The organism is Mesorhizobium sp. B264B1B, from assembly GCF_020165765.1.
GTDB lineage: Bacteria > Pseudomonadota > Alphaproteobacteria > Rhizobiales > Rhizobiaceae > Mesorhizobium.
In genome coordinates, this window is record NZ_JAIUIS010000020.1 from 22245 (window position 1) to 36840 (window position 14596).

The window sequence follows — 14596 nt, forward strand, 5'->3', positions numbered from 1 at the left end:
ACATTGTCCCCGGTACAGCGGGCGGGCTGATTTCCAGGAGAAGAGACATGAACGCTTTGAAACATGTGACCTTCGCTGCGGGACTGGCGCTGGCGCCGATCGATGCCGGGGGAGCCGAACCGGCGGAGTGGCAGGCGCTTGCCGACGAGCGCGCGGTCATCCGCATCGCCGATGCCATCGACCGCGCCGTCGACGCGCAGGACTGGAAGCTTGTCCGCAGCTATTTCGCGGATCGGGTTACCGCTGATTTCAGCAGCCTGTCCGGACAGCCGGCGGCCAATATTGCCTCCGACGACCTGATCGGCGCCTGGGCCGGCAACCTCAAGGGCGGCAAGACCAGCCTGCATCTGCGCACCAATCACCAGGTCGTTCTCGAAGCGGACACGGCGACCGTCCTGTCGAACGGCTATGCCTGGAACCGGATGGAAGGCAATGGCGAGCCGCTTTGGGAAGTCAGGGGCACATATGAGCACCACCTGACCCGCTCCGGCGCGGGTTGGAAGGTCGACGGCTTCACCTTCCGCGTGACCCATGAGCGCGGCAATCCCTGGGTCAAGACGACACCCGGCCAATAACCCAACATCAAACTCGATCGGAGAATATCATGACCATGAACTACTACACGCTTGGCAACAGCGGCTTGCGCGTCAGCCGGTTGGCGCTGGGCACCATGACCTTCGGCACCGAATTGGGCTGGGGCACTGACAGGGATACAGCCCGCGCAATCTTCGACGAATATGTCGAGGCGGGCGGCAATTTCTTCGACACGGCCGATCTCTATACCGGCGGCACCGCCGAGACCTGGCTCGGCGAATTCGTCGCCGAGCGCGGATTGCGCGACAAGGCGGTGATCGCCACTAAATTCACCTTCAATTCAGAACCCGGCAATCCGAACGCCGGCGGCAATGGCCGCAAGAACATCATGCGCGCCGTGGACGCCTCTCTGAAGCGGCTCGGAACCGACTATATCGACCTCTATCTCATGCATGTGTGGGACAGGCTGACGCCGGCCGAGGAGGTGCTGCGCACGCTGGACGACCTGGTGCGCGCGGGCAAGGTGCGCCACGTCGGCCTTTCCGATGTGCCGGCCTGGTATGCGGGGCGGGCGCAGGCGATCGCAGAATTGCGCTGCTATGAGCCGATCTCGGCCCTGCAGCTCGAATATTCGCTGGCCGAACGCTCGATCGAGCATGAGTTCGTGCCTTTCGCCACGCATCATGGCGCCGGCGTCATGGTTTGGAGCCCGCTGGCCAGCGGCTTGCTCAGCGGCAAATATCGCCCGACGCAAGCCGGCAATGCCGGCCGGCTCGACGGTTTCCGCAACACCACGCATCCGAGCTTCCGGAAATTCAGCGACCGCAATTGGGCGATCGTGGCCGAGCTCGAAAAGGTGGCCGCCGAACTCGGCCGCAGCATGGCCCAGGTGGCACTCAACTGGGTGGCGACGCAGCCCGGCGTCGCAACCGTCATCCTGGGCGCGACCAAGCTCGCGCAACTGCAGGACAACCTCGCGGCGCTGGATTTTTCGATTGCCCCCGAACTCCGCAAGCGGCTGGATTCGGTGAGCAGCATGCCGGCGCCGTTCCCGCATTCCTATTTCGGGCCCGAGATCCAGGTCAGGGTGGCCGGCGGTGTCGTGACCGGCGACAAGCCCTCCGGCTATTCGCCGCAGGTTCTGGTGGAAGGCGAGGCGGTCAGCATCAGCAGCAACTGATCGAAAAAGCCTGGGATTTTGCGCAAGGGCGCGGCGTGACATCGCCGCGCCCTTCGTGTATCGGGTCGAACCATCATGCCAGCGCCGCCAGGCGAAGCGGGGCAGTTTCGCCTCCTGATTTGCCGCGCCGAGATTTTCGAGGACCAGATGACGGTGAAGCCCCTCTACCGACGTGTCTTGCTGAAAGCGTCTGGTGAAGCGTTGATGGGCGAACAGCATTTCGGCATCGACGTCTCGGTCGTCGACCGCATCGCCGGCGACATCGCCGAAGCCCGCGCGCTCGGCATCGAGGTTGGCGTCGTCATCGGCGGCGGCAATATCTTTCGCGGTGTGGCGGTTGCCTCCAAGGGTGGCGACCGCGTCACCGGCGACCATATGGGTATGCTCGCCACCGTCATCAATTCGCTGGCGCTGCGCACCTCGCTGAACAAGATCGGCGTCGATGCGGTGGTTCTTTCCGCGATCGCCATGCCTGAGCTTTGCGAGAGCTTTTCGCAGCGCCAGGCAACCGCCTACATGAACCAGGGCAAGGTGGTGATCTTTGCCGGCGGCACCGGCAATCCGTTCTTCACCACTGATTCGGCCGCGGCACTTCGCGCCGCTGAAATCGGCGCCGACGCGCTGTTCAAGGGCACACAGGTCGACGGCGTCTATTCTGCCGACCCGAAGAAGGACCCGAACGCGACGCGTTTCGAGCGCATCAGCCATGCCGAAGTGATAAATCGCGGCCTTTCCATCATGGATACGGCAGCGATTGCACTTGCGCGCGAAAACAACATTCCGATAATCGTCTATTCGATCCACGAAAAAGGTGGTTTCGGCGATATTCTAAGGGGCGGCGGCCGCTGCACGGTCGTCGCGGACGATTGATCCGGGGCCTGATCGCGGAAAAGGCGAAAACCGGTTTCGAAATCAGGCTCGAACACGGGGCCTTGCCCCGAAAGCAGTGAACCCGCGTCAGACGGGTCGAGGAGACTAAGATGAGTGGTGAGTACGACGATCTCAAGCGGCGCATGGATGGGGCAATCGCCGCGTTCAAGCATGACCTGGCTTCGCTGCGGACCGGTCGCGCTTCCAGCAACCTGCTCGACGCTATCCAGGTGCAGGCCTATGGCACCAGCATGCCGATCAACCAGGTGGCCAATGTCACGGTGCCTGAGCCGCGCATGATTTCGGTGTCGGTCTGGGACAAGTCGATGGTGGGCGCGGTCGATCGCGCCATTCGCGAATCCAATCTGGGCTTCAATCCTATCGTGGACGGCACCAATCTCAGGATTCCGCTTCCGGAACTCAACGAGCAGCGCCGTAAGGAACTCGTCAAGATCTCGCATGGCTACGCCGAGAACGCCCGTGTCGCAGCGCGCCATGTGCGCCGCGACGGCATGGACTTCCTGAAGAAGGCGGAGAAGGACGGCGTCATCAGCGAGGACGATCAGCGCAAGCGCTCCGACCAGGTCCAGAAGCTTACCGACGAAACGATCAGCACCATCGACCACCTGCTTTCCGACAAGGAAGCTGAAATCATGCAGGTTTAGGGTCTGGCCGGCGGCTGGCCCGAAAGCGAGATCATGGCAACGCCCGCGCATGTCGCGATCATCATGGATGGAAACGGACGCTGGGCCAAGGCGCGCGGCATGCCGCGGCTCGCCGGCCATCGCGCGGGCGTAGAAGCACTGCGCAAGACGGTGCGCGCCGCGCCCGATCTCGGCATTTCCTACCTGACTGTCTATGCCTTCTCTTCGGAAAACTGGTCGCGGCCGAAATCCGAAGTCAGCGACCTGATGGGTCTGTTGAAGCTGTTCATCCGCCGCGATCTCGCCGAACTGCACCGCAGCGGCGTGCGCGTGAGGATCATCGGTGACAGGGCTGGGCTGCAGCCGGATATCAGGCTCCTGCTGGAAGAAGCCGAAGCGCTGACCTCGGCCAACGAGGCGCTGACGCTGATCATCGCCTTCAACTACGGCGGACGCGACGAGATCGTGCGCACGGCGCGCAAGCTTGCCTCGGCCGTCGCGCGCGGCGAGCTCGACAGCGAGGCGATCACCGCCGAATCCTTTGCCGGCTGCCTCGACACGCAAGGCGTTCCCGATCCCGAACTGGTCATACGCACCAGCGGTGAGCTTCGCCTTTCCAATTTTCTTCTGTGGCAGGCTGCCTATAGCGAGCTTGTGTTCCTGCCCTGCTATTGGCCCGATTTCAGCCGAGAGCATCTAGCCGAGGCCTTGCGCGAGTTCGCCGGGCGCGAACGCCGTTTTGGCGGGCTGGATCCGCAAGATGTCGCTTCGCGGCCGGCCGCGGGATGAGCAATCTCCAGCTTCGCGTTCTTTCGGCGGTCGTGCTTGCCATCGCGACGCTTGGCCTGACCTGGTTCGGCGGCCTGCCGTTCCGGCTGCTTTCAGCCGCGATTTCGGCGGTGATCTTCTACGAATGGACGCGCATGTCTCGCCCTTCCGGGACGACCGGGCTCGGTTTTTTGCCGGAAGCGCTGCTGCTGGTGTTTCTCGGCGCCCTGATCGCCGGCCTGCCTGCCTTGTGGCTGCTGCTTCTGGTGGCTGCACTGGTCGCCGTCACGGCCATCGCCGCCCAACTGCGCGGGGCCGGGCAGTGGGATGCCTCCGGCCTTGCCTATGCAGCCGTCTCGGGTCTTTCCCTTGCGCTTCTGCGTGACGGCGACCATTCCGGCCTCGTCGCCATCCTGTTCCTGTTCGCGGTGGTCTGGGCGACCGACATCTTTGCCTATTTCGTCGGCCGGGCCGTCGGTGGCCCGAGGCTGGCGCCGTCCATCTCTCCCGGCAAGACGCGAAGTGGCGCGCTCGGCGGCGCCGTGGGCGGGGTCGTTGCGGGGCTCATCCTGGCCGTCGCCGCCGGTGCGGGCAACCTGCCAATGCTCGGTCTCGTCGCGCTCGCGCTTTCAATCGTCTCCCAGGCTGGCGACCTCCTGGAATCCTGGGTCAAGCGCCGCCACGGCCGCAAGGATTCGGGCACGCTCATTCCGGGCCATGGCGGCGTCATGGACCGTGTCGACGGGCTTGTCGCGGCGGCTTTCGCCCTATACGTCATCGGCTGGATTTCGGCGGGCGCCGATCAGCCGGCACAGGGGCTGTTTCCCATTTGAACGGCATCGTTCCACGATCGATGCGGGCGCGCCTTGGATTCGCCTGGATTGATGTCACAGTCGCGGCGCAACGGTGTCGCGGAAGAACTGAGGATTTGAGTTGAACGAGATTCTTCACGCGATCTTCGGCATGGAAGGCTTCCTTCTCGGCACGCTCGTGCCCTTCCTGTTCGTGCTGACCGTGGTCGTGTTCGTCCACGAGATGGGCCACTATCTCGTTGGCCGCTGGTGCGGCATCGGCGTCAGGGCCTTTTCGATCGGTTTCGGCCCGGAACTCTTCGGCTTCAACGACAGGCACGGCACGCGCTGGAAGCTCTGCGCCATACCGCTTGGCGGCTATGTCAAATTCGTCGGCGACATGAACGCCACCTCCAGCCAGCCGTCGACGGAAGAGATCGAAACGCTGACCGATGAGGAACGCAAGGTCGCCTTTCACACCCAGCCGATCTGGAAGCGGGCGGCGACGGTGGTGGCCGGGCCGCTGTTCAATTTCCTGCTGACGATCGTCGTCTTTTCGGTGCTGTTTTCAGCCTATGGCCGCTATGTCGCGGAACCCATGGTGGCCGAGGTGACCGCCGGCAGCCCGGCGGCGAAAGCCGGCATCCTGCCCGGCGACCGATTCGTCAGCGTCGACGGCAGCAAGATCGAAACCTTCGGTGACGTCCAACGCCTGGTTTCGGGCCGGGCCGGCGACAGCATCACCTTCGTCATGCTGCGCGACGGCAAGGAAGTGACCGTGACCGCCACGCCGCAGCTGATGGAGCAGCAGGACGCGCTTGGCAACAAGGTCAAGGTGGCCGTGATCGGCGTCGTCAACAACCAGGAACTCGGCCAGCCCAGGCTGATCACCTACAGCCCCGCCGGCGCGTTGACCGCGGCGGTGGAGGAAACCGGGCACGTCATCCAGCGCACCGGCCAGTTCCTGCAGCGTTTCGTCGTCGGGCGCGAGGACAAGTGCCAGCTCGGCGGCCCGGTGAAGATCGCGGACATGGCCGGCAAGGCGGCGAAGCTCGGCTTCGAATGGCTCGTGCAGCTCGTTGCGCTGCTGTCCGTGGGCATCGGCATCCTCAATCTTTTGCCGATTCCCCCCCTCGACGGCGGCCATCTCCTGTTCTACGGCGTGGAGGCCGTCATCCGCCGGCCGGTGTCGGAACGGATGATGGAAATGGCCTATCGGGCCGGTCTGCTTCTGGTTTTGGGCTTCATGGGTTTCGTATTCTGGAACGATCTGTTTGGATGCTGAAATCATGAAGAAATTTGGCTTCGGCATGGTCGATGTTGAGACGCCGTTTACCATGCACGGGGATATGAGTGACGCGAAAGCCACGCACCAGGGTTAAGTAAATACAAATTAACCAGAAGCCTTGCGTGTAGGGAAAATCCGGTTAATACGGTACGAGAAATTACCGCACGTCCGGTTTTCTCGCCGTGGGGACTACGAGAAAAGGTTATTAAGCCCGATGAAGGCAGCATCCAAGTTTTTGAGCGCCGCTTCCGCGGCAGCCCTGTCCGCGGCTTTAGTCGTGCCAGGTGCGCTCGCAGTGCAGTTCGTTGCCACATCGGCGGCCGAAGCCGCTGTCGTCAGCAGGGTGGAGGTGAGCGGCAACCAACGTGTCGACGCCGATACCATCCGCAACTACATCACCATCAAGCCGGGCAAATCCTTCTCAAGCTCCGACATCGACAGCGCGGTCAAGGCGCTGTTCGGAACCGGGTTGTTCTCGGATGTGCAGATCAATCAGGTCGGTTCGACGTTGGTGGTCAAGGTTTCCGAGTACCAGGTCGTCAACCAGGTGCTGTTCCAGGGCAACAAGAAGCTCAAGGACAACGCGCTTGCGGCTGCCGTGCAGTTGAAGCCGCGCGGCACGTTCTCGCAGGCGGCGCTCGACGCCGATGTAGAGTCGGTCAAGGCCGCCTACAGACGTATCGGCCGTGACGATGCCGCCGTGACCACCGAGGTCATGCAGCTCGGCGACAACCGCGTGAACGTGGTCTTCCATGTCAATGAAGGTGATCGCACGCAGATCGCGGCGATCAATTTCGTCGGCAACAGCGCTTATTCGAGCCGCCGCCTGTCAGATGTGATCACGACCAAGCGCTCGTCCTGGGTTTCGTTCATCCTGCGCGACGACGTCTATGACGACGACAAGCTGCGCGCCGACCAGGAGCTGCTGCGGCGCTTCTACTACAATCACGGCTATGCCGACTTCCAGGTCGTGTCCGCTGTCGGCGAACTCGACAACGCGACCAACAAGTACACGGTCACCATAACCGTCCAGGAAGGCGAGCGTTATACGTTCGGCGACATCAGCGTCGAAAGCACGATTCCGGAAGTCGACTCGAAGGCGCTGGAATCGGTGGTCGAGACCCACAAGGGCGACGTCTACAACGCCAAGAACGTCGAGGACACCATCATTGCCCTGACCGAGAAGGTGGCCGGCTCCGGCTACGCCTTCGCGCAGGTCACGCCGCGTGGCGACCGCAATTTCGAGAATCATACGATTTCGGTGGTCTACACCATCGACCAGGGCACCAAGGCCTATGTCGAGCGCATCGAGATCCGCGGCAATGACCGCACGCGCGACTATGTCATCCGCCGCGAGTTCGACGTCAGCGAAGGCGACGCGTTCAACCAGGTGCTGATCCAACGCGCGAAGAAGCGGCTGGAAGATCTCAATTACTTTGACAAAGTCGAGGTTTCGACGGTCCCCGGGTCGGCGCCGGACCAGGTCGTGCTGGTGGTCGACGTGGTCGAAAAGTCGACCGGTGAGTTCTCGGTCGGCGCCGGCTATTCGACCGGTGGCGATACCGCCGGTCCGTCCGTCGAAGGATCGATCACCGAGCGCAACTTCCTCGGCCGCGGCCAGTTCATCAAGGTGTCGGCGGGTGGCGGCAAGAACTCGCGCGATTACAGCCTTTCGTTCACCGAGCCCTATTTCCTCGGGCGCCGTATCGCCGCCGGCTTCGATATCTACAAGCGGACCAGGGAGTACGACGACTACGACAGCGATACGTTGGGTGCGACGGTGCGCTTCGGCCTGCCGATCACCGACAGCATCTCGACCCAGTTGGCGTATAATATCTCCCGGGAGAAGTATGAGGTAGACGACGGTTGCGGTCCCACGAGTAGTGCGGACCCCGATGGCACCTGCGACATTTCACCGGCTATCCTAGATGGTATCGCACAGAGTCCGTGGATCAAGTCGTCGGTCAGCCTGGGGCTGGTCTACAACACCATCGATGACATGAAGAACCCGCACGAGGGTATCTATGCCACCACGACGGTGGAAGTGGCCGGCCTCGGTGGCGACGCAAAGTTCGTGAAGGTCACGGGACGCGGCAGCATCTATCAGACGCTGTCCGAGCAGTTCGACTTGGTAGGCCTCCTTTCGGGCGGCGCCGGCCATGTCGAAGGCTACGGAAATGATGGCGGTCTGCGCATTTTCGATCAATTTCAGAGCACAGACCGCATGATCCGCGGTTTTGCGTACGGTGGCATTGGACCTGTGGATCCTAATACAGGCGACCATTTGGGTGGTACGACTTATTTCAATGCCTCGGCGGAAGCGCAGTTTCCGCTGCCGGTCGTTCCGGAGAGCTTCGGCTTGCGCGGCGCTGTCTTTGCGGATGCCGCCACACTCTACGGCAGCAAGATCGACACCACGGTCAACCAAGCCTCGGTCGATATGAATTGGCGCGCCTCGGTCGGTGTCGGCCTGATGTGGGCTTCGCCGTTCGGCCCGATCCGTATCGACTATGCGATCCCGGTCAAGAAAGAAGCGAGGGACGACGTGCAGGAATTCAACTTCGGCATATCGACCCGCTTCTGACCGGCGGATAACGATGCTCCCAGGTCGTTGAGGTCCGGGAGAAAATGTTCCGATCTAGCTGGATATAGCTTCTGGAATGACCGATCCGGTGTTCTTCGCGCCATCACGCCGGTATACGGCGGGCGAAGTCGCGAATCTGACCGGCTCGGTGCTTGTCGATTCCGGCCAGTCCGGCGTTTTCATCGACGCGCTGGCGCCGGCCAACGAAGGCGGCGAGAATGCACTCGTTTTCGTCGATGGCAAACGCAATTCCTCGCTGATGCCGTCGCTGCGGGCGGCTGCGGTGCTGTGTCCTGCGGAGTTCGCCGGCAAGGCGCCTGCCGCCATCGCCGTCCTTGTGCATCCCCGTCCGCAACAGGCATTCGCGCTGGTCGGACGACTGCTGTTTCCGACAGCGGCGACCCCGGGGCCGATGACCGGTGAAACCGGTATCTCGCCGCATGCCCATATCGATCCGAGCGCACATGTCGAGGAAGGTGCTGTCGTCGAAGCCGGCGCGGTGATCGGTCCTGCGGTGTCCATAGGCGCCGGCACCGTCATCGCGCCTCACGCCGTCGTCGGCCGTTCCTGCCAGATCGGGCGTGACGGCTATATCGGCCCGGGCGCCAGCGTCCAGTATGCCTTGATCGGCAACCGCGTCATCATCCATGGCGGCGCCCGGATCGGCCAGGACGGCTTTGGCTTCGTTGCCGGCGCCAAGGGGCCGGAACGTGTTCCGCAGATCGGCCGCGTCATCATCCAGGACGACGTCGAGATCGGTTCCAATTCCACGGTCGACCGCGGCGCCATGTCCGATACGATCATCGGCCAGGGCACCAAGATCGACAATCTCGTGCAGATCGCGCATAACGTCCGCATCGGCCGCAACTGCATCGTGGCCGGACTTTCGGGTATCTCCGGTTCCGTCGTCGTGGGCGACAATGTCACCATGGGCGGCGGCGTCGGGCTTGCGGATCACCTGACCATAGGGTCGGGCGCGAAGCTTGCCGCGAGAAGCGGATTCATGAGCAATGTGCCCGCGGGCGAGATCTGGGGCGGCTATCCGGCACAGCCGATGGCGGAAGCCATGCGCGAGATAGCCATGCTGCGCAAGCTCGCCAGGACCCGCAAACAGGGCGAGGGGAGCAATGGCTGACATCACCGGGACGACGCTGGAAGCAGTCGACATATTGGGGCTGATGAAGCTCCTGCCGCATCGCTATCCGTTCCTGATGATCGACCGCATCGTCGACATTGATGGCGACGAATCCGCCACCGGCATCAAGAACGTGACCATAAACGAGCCGCATTTTCAGGGTCACTTCCCCGAGCAGCCGGTCATGCCGGGCGTGCTCATCGTCGAGGCGATGGCACAGACTGCCGGGGCCATCTGCATCCGCAGTCTTCGCACTGAAAAGCCGTCGCTGGTCTATTTCCTGACCATCGACAACGCCAAGTTCCGCAAACCGGTCGTTCCCGGCGATCAGTTGAAGATCCATGTCAAGAAAATCAAGAAACGCGGCAACCTGCTCAAATTCGCCTGTGAAGCCCTGGTCGACGGCAACAAGGCCGCCGAGGCTGAGATCTCAGCCATGATGGTCACCGGCGACTGACAATCGAATGCTTATGAAAATCAAGACATCCATCCATCCTTCCTCCGTCGTGGAGGAAGGCGCTCAAATCGGCCAAGGCGTCCGCATAGGACCGCTCTGTTATGTCGGCGCAGATGCCGTGATTGGCGACGGCGTTGAACTGGTCAGCCATGTCTCGGTGATAGGCGCGACGACGATCGGCGCGTCGACCAAGGTCTATCCGATGGCGATACTGGGCGGGCCGCCGCAGAACACCAAGCACAAGGGCGGCCGCACCACGCTCGTCATCGGCGAGAACTGCACGATCCGCGAAGGCGTCACCATGCATGTCGGCACCGATACCAGCCGCGGCGAAACGACGGTCGGCGACAATGGGAATTTTCTCGCCTACGCCCACATCGCCCATGACTGCGTCGTCGGCAAGAACGCCACCTTCGCCAACGGCGCGACGCTGGGCGGACACTGCGAAATCGGCGACAACGTCTATATCGGCGGTCTCAGCGCCGTTCATCAATTCGTGCGGGTAGGCGACAACGCTTTTCTTGGCGGGTGCTCGGCTTTTGTGGGTGATGTCATTCCCTATGCCATGGCGGCGGGAAATCGGGCCAGCCTGCGCGGCCTCAACATCATCGGGCTCAAGCGCTCCGGTCTGCCAAGATCCGAGATCTATCTGCTGCGCAGGGTCTATAAGACAATATTCGACCGCTCGCGCACCGTTGGCGAGAACATCGAATTCGCCAAGGCGGAATTCGCCACGTCACCGACCGCCATGAAGATCATCGATTTCATCTCCAGTCGCGGCAAGCGGCACTATGCTGTGCCATCGCTCAAGGGGAGCGATGGCGATGACGGCGATGACGAAGACTGAGTCGGCGGCAGCGGATTTCGTTCTCTCGCCGGGGGCCAGGGTCGGCATCGTCGCCGGCGGTGGCAGCCTGCCGGTGGAAGTCGCGCAAGGCCTGGCCGCGCATGGCTACCCGCCCTTCATCCTCTTGATGGAAGGTGAGGCCGACCGCCGGCAGGAGTTGCTCCGATACGAACACGACAGCCTCGCCCTTGAGCAGATCGGTTCACTGGTGGCGACGCTGAAGCGCCACGGCATCACTCATGTGGTCCTTGCCGGCGAAATCAGACGCAGGCCCCGGCTGGCCGACATCCGTCCGAGCCTTGGCTTGCTGGCGATCGTACCATCGGTGATCATGGCGCTGGCGCGCGGCGATGATGGACTTTTGAAGGTGGTGACACGCGGCCTGGAGAAGCGGGGCATCAAAGTGGTCGGCGCGCATGAGGTCGTTCCCGAACTGGCCGCCGGCGAAGGCACACTGACCACGGCGAAACCAAAGCAATCGGACTGGCGCGACATCGAGGCGGCCAGGCTGGCCGCCAAGGCCATCGGCGCGCTTGATATCGGGCAGGCGGCGATTGCGATCGGAGGCCGGGCCATCGCGCTGGAAGGCATCGAAGGCACGAGCGGCCTGCTCGAAAGAGCGCGCGCGCTGCGCGGCCATGGCAGGCTTGCCGGAAAGACCCGCGGAGTGCTGGTCAAATGCGCCAAACCCGGCCAGGAGCTGCGGGCCGACCTGCCGTCGATCGGGCCGCAGACGGTGGAAGCAGCCCATGCGGCGGGGCTTGCCGGCATTGCCGTCGAAGCGGGGCGCTCTCTCATCCTGGAGGGGCCGGCGACGCTGTCGCGGGCGAATGCGCTCGGTCTGTTCATCGTCGGCCTGCCAGCGGCGGAGCCGGCGCATGGCTGACAAGGCGCTGAAGATCGCAATCGTGGCCGGCGAGGAATCCGGCGACCTGCTTGGCGCCGACATCGTGCGTTCGATCAAGCAGTCGACGGGGCGCGAGGTGCAGCTCGTCGGTCTCGGCGGCCGCCATCTGCAGGCGCTCGGGCTGGTCTCGCCGTTCGACGCCGGCGAGATCGCGCTCATGGGCTTCAGCGCCATCCTGAGTGACCTGCCGCGGCTGATGCGGCGGATCAGTCAGCTGGCCAGGACGGTCGCGGATGCGAAGCCCGACTGCCTCATAACCATCGACAGTCCCGATTTTTCCCTGCGCGTGGCCAGGAAAGTGCGCGCGGCCAACCCCACCATCCCGATCATCCACTATGTCTGTCCCAGCGTCTGGGCATGGCGGCCGGGCAGGGCGGTGGCGATGAAGCCCTATGTCGACCACATCCTCTGCATCCTGCCGTTCGAGGTGAAGGAGCTAGGCAGGCTCGGCGGACCGCCAGGGACCTATGTCGGACATCGCCTCACCCATGACGCGGGCGTGCTCTCGGCAGCCAGGACGCAGGCCCAACCGCGGGATCTTTCGCCGGATCGCCTGAAGACGCTGCTCGTCCTGCCCGGCTCGCGGCGCAGCGAAGTGCGGCGGCTGCTCGAGCCGTTTGGGGAGACCGTTTCGATGCTGCGGGCACGCGGGCATCGCCTGCGGCTGATGTTGCCGACCGTGCCGCATGTCGCCGATGTCGTGCGCTCGGCGGTCGCTCGCTGGGACGAGAAGCCCGAGATCATCCTCGACGCTGAGCGAAAGTGGCAGGCCTTCGGCAAGGCTGACGCGGCGCTGATCGCGTCCGGCACGGTTTCGCTTGAACTGGCGCTGTCCGATGTGCCGATGATCTCCTGCTACCGGCTTGACCCTGTTGCGCGCATCGTGGCGCCATATCTCGTTTCGGTCTGGTCGGCGCTGCTGCCCAATTTGATATCGGATCGGGCGCTGATCCCGGAATTCTACAACGAGTATGTCAAGCCGAACAATCTGGCCCGCCAACTCGAAGCGCTGTTCGCCGACACAGGCATGCGCAGATGGCAGAAGGACGGGTTCGCCGAGATCGCGCGGCGCATGACAACCGCCAAGCCGTCAGGCGACATCGCCGCGCAGGTGGTGATGGGGTATATCAAGAGAGTGAGTAGTGAGTAGTGAGTAGTGAGTAGTGAGTAGTGAGTAGGATTACCGCTCTTTCCCTACTGACTACTCACTTTTATTCACTTCTTCCTTTTTACCGCTTCGCGATCGGCACGTAGTCTCGCTCCGGCGCGCCGGTGTAGAGCTGGCGGGGGCGGCCGATCTTCTGGCGCGGATCCTCAATCATCTCCTTCCACTGCGCGATCCAGCCGACGGTGCGGGCGACGGCGAACAGCACGGTGAACATGGTGGTGGGGAAGCCCAGCGCCTTCAGCGTGATGCCGGAATAGAAGTCGACATTGGGGTAGAGCTTCTTCTCGATGAAATAGGGATCGGTGAGTGCGATCTTCTCCAGTTCCATGGCGATGTCGAGCAGCGGATCGTCCTTGATGCCGAGTTCGCCCAGCACCTCATGCGCGGTCTTCTGCATGATCTTGGCGCGCGGATCGTAGTTCTTGTAGACGCGGTGGCCAAAGCCCATCAGCCGGAACGGATCGTCCTTGTCCTTGGCGCGGGCGATGAATTCCGGAATATGATCGACATGGCCGATCTCGCCGAGCATGTTCAGCGCCGCTTCGTTGGCGCCGCCATGCGCCGGGCCCCACAGGCAGGCGATGCCGGCGGCGATGCAGGCGAACGGATTGGCGCCAGACGAGCCGGCGAGCCGAACGGTAGAGGTCGAAGCGTTCTGCTCGTGGTCGGCGTGCAGGATGAAGATGCGCTCCATGGCGCGCGCCAGGACCGGGTTGATCTTGTATTCCTCGCACGGCACGGCAAAGCACATGTGCAGGAAGTTGGCGGCGAAATTCAGTTCGTTCTTCGGGTAAATGAAGGGCTGGCCGATATGGTATTTGTAGGCCATGGCCGCGATCGTCGGCATCTTGGCGATCAGCCGCATCGACGCCACCATGCGCTGGTAAGGATCCGAGATGTCGGTGGAGTCGTGATAGAAGGCCGACAGCGCGCCGACCACGCCGCACATCACCGCCATCGGATGCGCGTCGCGGCGGAAGCCGGTGAAGAAGCGCGACATCTGCTCATGCACCATGGTGTGGCGCGTCACGCGGTAATCGAAATCGTCCTTCTGCGCCTTGGTCGGCAGTTCGCCGTAGAGCAGGAGATAGCAGACTTCCAGGAAGTCGCCATGTTCGGCCAACTGGTCGATCGGATAGCCGCGATGCAGGAGAATGCCGGCGTCGCCATCGATGAACGTGATCTCGGACTCGCAGCTTGCCGTCGAGGTGAAGCCGGGATCGTAGGTGAAGGCGCCGGTGGTGCTGTACAGCGTGGCGATGTCGATGACGTCAGGCCCGACTGAACCACTTCGCACCTTGAATTCGTGCGTCTTGCCGGCGAATTCCAGCTTTGCCGTGGCTTCCTGGGTCTTGCCGCCCAGTTCCCGTCTTGTCGCAGCTTCGGTCATTGCAAACTCCTTCTTGTTTCCTCATGCCGGCAA

General features: G+C 62.8%; 14 protein-coding genes. 13 read left to right on the forward strand and 1 reads right to left on the reverse strand.

What is annotated here, in order from left to right; genetic code table 11:
• The first annotated feature begins 47 nt into the window (after positions 1-47).
• The 13 genes from LB547_RS29000 (at position 48) to lpxB (ending at position 13155) form a co-directional block, all read left to right on the forward strand.
• Positions 48-575, forward strand: coding sequence for a nuclear transport factor 2 family protein (locus tag LB547_RS29000; RefSeq protein WP_140762104.1), 528 nt, complete (start codon positions 48-50; stop codon positions 573-575).
• A 29-nt stretch (positions 576-604) separates the two neighbouring features.
• Positions 605-1714, forward strand: a complete 1110-nt coding sequence (locus LB547_RS29005; protein ID WP_140498700.1) for an aldo/keto reductase — start codon at positions 605-607, stop codon at positions 1712-1714.
• 147 nt (positions 1715-1861) lie between these two features.
• Positions 1862-2584 carry a UMP kinase gene (gene pyrH, locus LB547_RS29010; RefSeq protein ID WP_140498986.1) on the forward strand — a complete coding sequence of 241 codons (723 nt, stop codon included), beginning with the start codon at positions 1862-1864 and terminating at the stop codon, positions 2582-2584.
• A gap of 110 nt (positions 2585-2694) precedes the next feature.
• Complete coding sequence (frr, locus tag LB547_RS29015; RefSeq protein WP_140498698.1) at positions 2695-3249, forward strand: ribosome recycling factor; 555 nt, start codon at positions 2695-2697, stop codon at positions 3247-3249.
• A 33-nt stretch (positions 3250-3282) separates the two neighbouring features.
• Positions 3283-4017: an isoprenyl transferase gene (locus LB547_RS29020; RefSeq protein ID WP_140498696.1), complete on the forward strand. Its 735-nt coding sequence runs from the start codon at positions 3283-3285 to the stop codon at positions 4015-4017.
• Complete coding sequence (locus tag LB547_RS29025) at positions 4014-4829, forward strand: phosphatidate cytidylyltransferase (RefSeq protein WP_140762101.1); 816 nt, start codon at positions 4014-4016, stop codon at positions 4827-4829. Before LB547_RS29020 ends, LB547_RS29025 begins: the two co-directional genes overlap by 4 nt.
• A 100-nt stretch (positions 4830-4929) precedes the next feature.
• Positions 4930-6072, forward strand: a complete 1143-nt coding sequence (gene rseP / locus LB547_RS29030) for an RIP metalloprotease RseP (protein ID WP_140525236.1) — start codon at positions 4930-4932, stop codon at positions 6070-6072.
• Positions 6073-6289: 217 nt separating this feature from the next.
• Positions 6290-8659: an outer membrane protein assembly factor BamA gene (gene bamA, locus LB547_RS29035; protein ID WP_140525235.1), complete on the forward strand. Its 2370-nt coding sequence runs from the start codon at positions 6290-6292 to the stop codon at positions 8657-8659.
• Between the two features lie 76 nt (positions 8660-8735).
• A complete protein-coding gene (lpxD, locus tag LB547_RS29040; protein ID WP_140525234.1) occupies positions 8736-9794 on the forward strand; it encodes a UDP-3-O-(3-hydroxymyristoyl)glucosamine N-acyltransferase in 1059 nt (352 codons plus the stop codon).
• Complete coding sequence (gene fabZ / locus LB547_RS29045; protein WP_140498686.1) at positions 9787-10251, forward strand: 3-hydroxyacyl-ACP dehydratase FabZ; 465 nt, start codon at positions 9787-9789, stop codon at positions 10249-10251. Before lpxD ends, fabZ begins: the two co-directional genes overlap by 8 nt.
• 13 nt (positions 10252-10264) lie before the next feature.
• Positions 10265-11098: an acyl-ACP--UDP-N-acetylglucosamine O-acyltransferase gene (gene lpxA / locus LB547_RS29050; protein WP_140498684.1), complete on the forward strand. Its 834-nt coding sequence runs from the start codon at positions 10265-10267 to the stop codon at positions 11096-11098.
• The gene (locus LB547_RS29055; RefSeq protein ID WP_181178002.1) at positions 11085-11984 is read left to right on the forward strand and encodes an LpxI family protein; all 900 of its coding nucleotides are present in this window, start codon (positions 11085-11087) and stop codon (positions 11982-11984) included. The genes lpxA and LB547_RS29055 overlap by 14 nt, the downstream gene beginning before the upstream one ends.
• The gene (lpxB, locus tag LB547_RS29060) at positions 11977-13155 is read left to right on the forward strand and encodes a lipid-A-disaccharide synthase (protein ID WP_140498680.1); all 1179 of its coding nucleotides are present in this window, start codon (positions 11977-11979) and stop codon (positions 13153-13155) included. Before LB547_RS29055 ends, lpxB begins: the two co-directional genes overlap by 8 nt.
• A gap of 79 nt (positions 13156-13234) precedes the next feature.
• Here lpxB and gltA read toward each other — a convergent pair whose 3' ends face one another.
• Complete coding sequence (gene gltA / locus LB547_RS29065; protein ID WP_140498678.1) at positions 13235-14563, reverse strand: citrate synthase; 1329 nt, start codon at positions 14561-14563, stop codon at positions 13235-13237.
• Between the last annotated feature and the right edge of the window lie 33 nt (positions 14564-14596).

Excerpts from the sequence above, each read along its gene's own strand:
- lpxD (WP_140525234.1), top strand. The coding sequence starts at position 8,736 with ATGACCGATCCGGTGTTCTTCGCGCCATCACGCCGGTATACGGCGGGC.
- LB547_RS29055 (WP_181178002.1), top strand. The coding sequence starts at position 11,085 with ATGACGAAGACTGAGTCGGCGGCAGCGGATTTCGTTCTCTCGCCGGGG.
- LB547_RS29020 (WP_140498696.1), top strand. The coding sequence starts at position 3,283 with ATGGCAACGCCCGCGCATGTCGCGATCATCATGGATGGAAACGGACGC.
- gltA (WP_140498678.1), bottom strand. The coding sequence starts at position 14,563 with ATGACCGAAGCTGCGACAAGACGGGAACTGGGCGGCAAGACCCAGGAA.
- LB547_RS29025 (WP_140762101.1), top strand. The coding sequence starts at position 4,014 with ATGAGCAATCTCCAGCTTCGCGTTCTTTCGGCGGTCGTGCTTGCCATC.
- frr (WP_140498698.1), top strand. The coding sequence starts at position 2,695 with ATGAGTGGTGAGTACGACGATCTCAAGCGGCGCATGGATGGGGCAATC.
- LB547_RS29005 (WP_140498700.1), top strand. The coding sequence starts at position 605 with ATGACCATGAACTACTACACGCTTGGCAACAGCGGCTTGCGCGTCAGC.
- lpxB (WP_140498680.1), top strand. The coding sequence starts at position 11,977 with ATGGCTGACAAGGCGCTGAAGATCGCAATCGTGGCCGGCGAGGAATCC.
- bamA (WP_140525235.1), top strand. The coding sequence starts at position 6,290 with ATGAAGGCAGCATCCAAGTTTTTGAGCGCCGCTTCCGCGGCAGCCCTG.
- LB547_RS29000 (WP_140762104.1), top strand. The coding sequence starts at position 48 with ATGAACGCTTTGAAACATGTGACCTTCGCTGCGGGACTGGCGCTGGCG.
- lpxA (WP_140498684.1), top strand. The coding sequence starts at position 10,265 with ATGAAAATCAAGACATCCATCCATCCTTCCTCCGTCGTGGAGGAAGGC.
- fabZ (WP_140498686.1), top strand. The coding sequence starts at position 9,787 with ATGGCTGACATCACCGGGACGACGCTGGAAGCAGTCGACATATTGGGG.
- pyrH (WP_140498986.1), top strand. The coding sequence starts at position 1,862 with ATGACGGTGAAGCCCCTCTACCGACGTGTCTTGCTGAAAGCGTCTGGT.